The sequence below is a fragment of the Kitasatospora sp. NPDC057500 genome (assembly GCF_042802195.1).
Lineage (GTDB): Bacteria > Actinomycetota > Actinomycetes > Streptomycetales > Streptomycetaceae > Kitasatospora.
The window spans coordinates 1-2715 of sequence record NZ_JBHVER010000399.1; the positions used below are offsets into that span (position 1 = coordinate 1).

Below are 2715 nucleotides of genomic sequence, written 5' to 3' on the forward strand. Positions count from 1 at the left end.
CCGCCGCCCCGGCGCCCGCACCGGCCCCGGCCGCCCCGCCGGCGCCCGTCCCCGGGCCGCCGCCGCAGGGCGCCCCGGTGCCGCCCGGCGTGCCCGCCGTCGGCCCGGGCTACTTCGCCGCGCTCAGCTACCGCGGCCCGGACGGCTCGGAGCAGAAGCTGCTGCACCGCAGCGAGCCCGGCACCCCGCACCCGGAGTGGAAGATCCTCCAGGACCTGCGGCGGCTCAACGTGCCGCCGGAGCAGGTGCTGGAGCTCTACACCGAGCTGGAGTCCTGCGACCTGCCCGGCGGGTACTGCAACCGGATGATCGCCGCTTCCTGGCCGAACGTCCGGCTCACCCACACCGCCGACTACGGCCGCGACCACCACTCCCGGCAGGCCGGCATGGCCCAGCTGCTCGACCACCTGGACGAGCTGCACCAGCTGGCCTCCGGTCCGCAGCGGGTCCGGCCGCTGCGGGTGCCGCTGCCCGCGCCGGGCACCGTCCCGCCGCTGCCGCCGCTCGCGCCGCAGCAGCTCGCCCAGGAGCTCGGCCAGGCCTACGGGCCGAACGTGTTCCGCTTCGAGCAGCGTGCGGTGGCCCGCCAGGGCGTGCCCGAGCCGGTGGCGCAGACGCTGATGTGGTCGGGTCTGCCGCGCGAGTTCGGACCGTTCTTCTGGGCGCAGGCCCAGGAGGGCCGGCCGATCCCGACGCTCGCCGAGCTGGCCGCCGAGCGCGGCCTGCCGGGCGGCCCGGACTTCGGCGGCTACCTGGTGCTCGGCAACGACTACGGCCGCCAGCTCTGCGTGCAGTACGGCACCGCGCACGTGGTCGCGGTGGACCTGGAAGGAACCGGCGAGCCCCCCCGGTTCGTCAACACGGGTGTACCGGAGTTCGTCCGCTCCCTGGCCCTGCTGGGCCGGATGTGGCGGCTGCGGTACGGGCTGACCCCGGACCAGGCCGGTCGCTGGACGACCGACTTCCAGGCCCAGCTGGCCGCGATCGACCCGGCTGCGCTGCAGTCGGCGGACACCTGGTGGGCCGTGCTGCTGGAGCAGTTCTGGGACGGTCTGCTCTGAGCAGACCGTGCCGGATCCGCGCAGGTGGCAGGGGGTCGTTCCGGTGCCCGGAACGGCCCCTTCGGCGTACCGGCGCGGCGGTGCCTCGTTGGGGTTTCGTCCACATCCGCGCAAAATAGGTCAAGAGGATGGTCGCAAGCGTCCATCCTCGACATGTTTCGATCCGCCCGATGCCCCAATCCCGACCGGGTTCCCCGACCTGGTTCCCGAGCAGACCGATCCGTCCGATCATGGGCTCCGCAGCCCGCGACACGAGGGGAAGAGCCCACCATGAGCGACGCCGTCCCCCAGTACGGCTTCACCGTTGCCCGGCGCGGTTACGCGCCGGAGCAGGTCGACCGAGCCCTGACCGCGCTCACCGCGCAGCGCGACGAGGGGTGGGAACGGCTGAGCGTGCTCGGTGCCGGACTCCGGGAGATGGAGCGCCGGCTGGCCGAGATCAAGCAGGCCGCCGCCGACGCCCCCGAGCCCGACTACCAGGTGCTCAGCGACGAGGCCGCCGGCCTGGCCAGGATGGCGGAGACCGAGGCCCGTGCCGTCCGGGACAAGGCCGAGCGGTTCGCCGAGGACCTCCGCGACGAGGTGTACGAGGCCGGCCAGGCGCTCGACCGCGCCGCCAAGGAGTACGCGACCACCACCCGTACCGAGGCCGACGCCGCCGCCCGCCGAACCGACGAGCGGACCCGGGCCGAGGCCGAGGCGATCCGGGCCGAGACCGACCGCGAGGTCCGGGCCGTCCGGGACGCCGCGACCGCGCACGCCGCCAAGGTCCGGGTCGCGGCCGCCGAGGCCTCCGAGCGGGCCGAGGCCAAGCTGGCCGAGCTGCGCCGCAAGGCCGACGAGATGTTCGCCGAGGCGCAGGCCGAGGCCGACGCCGAGGACGCGGCGGTCTCCGCCACCGCCGAGCGGCGGGTCAAGGAGGCCGAGCAGTTCCGCGAGACGGTGCTCGGCCAGATCAAGCAGAGCGACGCCGAGGCGCAGGCCAGGGCGGACCAGCTGATCGAGCAGGCCCGGCGCGAGGCCGAGCGGATCAACGCGGCGAGCGAACGCGAGCAGCGCGAGTACGCGACCCGGCTGGAGACGGTGCAGCAGCACCTCGACCACATCAAGGCGACGCTGGCCTCGCTCACGGGTGCGGCGGTCGGCGCGATCGAGCCCGCGGCGCTGGAGTCCGCGGCGCTGGACTCCGCCGGGCTGGAGGCCGTGGCGCTCACCGCCGGCTCCGGGCCGGCCGACGGCGCCCCGGCGGACGCCCCGCCGGCGGACCGGGCCCCGGAAGACCGGGCTGCGGCGGACCGGGCCGCGCTGGACCGGGCCGCGGGCGTGGACTCGGAGGCCGACACCGGGGAGATCCCGCTGCCCGTCGTCGCGGACCCGCGGGCCGACCTGCGCAAGGAGTCCGTCCCGGCGCCCGCCGGCGAGGCGGCCACCGCGGTGCTGAGGGTCACCCCGGGGCGGGTCGCCCCGACCGCCGCGGTCGCCACCGGCCCGGTGCCGCCGAGGCCGGCCGGCCCGCCCGCGGCGGCGGACGCCGCGGAGGGCGCGGGCGCCCCGGCCGGGCGGCCCGTCGAGGAGGAGACCCGGATCATCCCGAAGATCGTGATCATCGACGACGGCAGCGACTACGCCACCCCGAACACGGTCGGCTACAACC

The 2715-nt window shown here is 76.1% G+C and carries 2 protein-coding genes; both read left to right on the plus strand.

Features of this window, described 5'->3' with window-relative positions; genetic code table 11:
* Positions 1–1061, plus strand: a 1061-nt coding sequence (locus tag ACFU74_RS36875; protein ID WP_380764507.1) for an SUKH-4 family immunity protein, incomplete at its 5' end; no start/stop codon positions are given.
* A gap of 270 nt (positions 1062–1331) precedes the next feature.
* Positions 1332–2715 (plus strand): hypothetical protein (locus ACFU74_RS36880; RefSeq protein ID WP_380764508.1); only part of this gene is annotated, 1384 nt, incomplete at its 3' end.